The organism is Halomonas sp. HNIBRBA4712 (genome assembly GCF_043558675.1).
In the GTDB taxonomy this organism is placed as follows: domain Bacteria; phylum Pseudomonadota; class Gammaproteobacteria; order Pseudomonadales; family Halomonadaceae; genus Vreelandella.
Genome location: NZ_JBIFXR010000032.1, coordinates 1 through 404, shown reverse-complemented (window position 1 = coordinate 404; position 404 = coordinate 1). Strand labels below are relative to the sequence as shown.

Here is a 404-nt window from a genome sequence, read left to right as displayed (position 1 = left end):
GAATTCGATAATAAAGCGATTCAGCGCAGGCTTCCAATCCCTGATCGGCATGGTCCATTTCTTTGATGCTTGCTGGATCGCCAGGAACGCCACCTTCAGTGCGGCATCATCACTGGGGAAGAGCTTCCGGCGTTTGGTCGCCTTTCGAATAACACTGTTCAGCGACTCGATGGCATTGGTGGTGTAGATCACCTTTCGGATAGCCGGTGGGTAGTCGAACAACGTTATCAGATTGTCCCAATGGTTGTACCAGGACCTGGCGATTTGCGGGTACTGGCCGTCCCAGCGCTCTGCAAAGTCGTCCAGCGCCGTTCGAGCTTCCTGCTCGGTGGCCGATCTGTAGATTTGCTTCAGATCCGCCGTGACGGCCCTGTAGTCCTTCCAGGACACATACCGCAGCGAGT

1 protein-coding gene is annotated in these 404 nt (G+C 55.2%); it reads right to left on the bottom strand.

Annotated features, from left to right (window positions below; genetic code table 11):
- The coding region (locus ACGK9R_RS17200) for a transposase (protein ID WP_394583551.1) at positions 1–404 on the bottom strand (404 nt) is incomplete at both ends.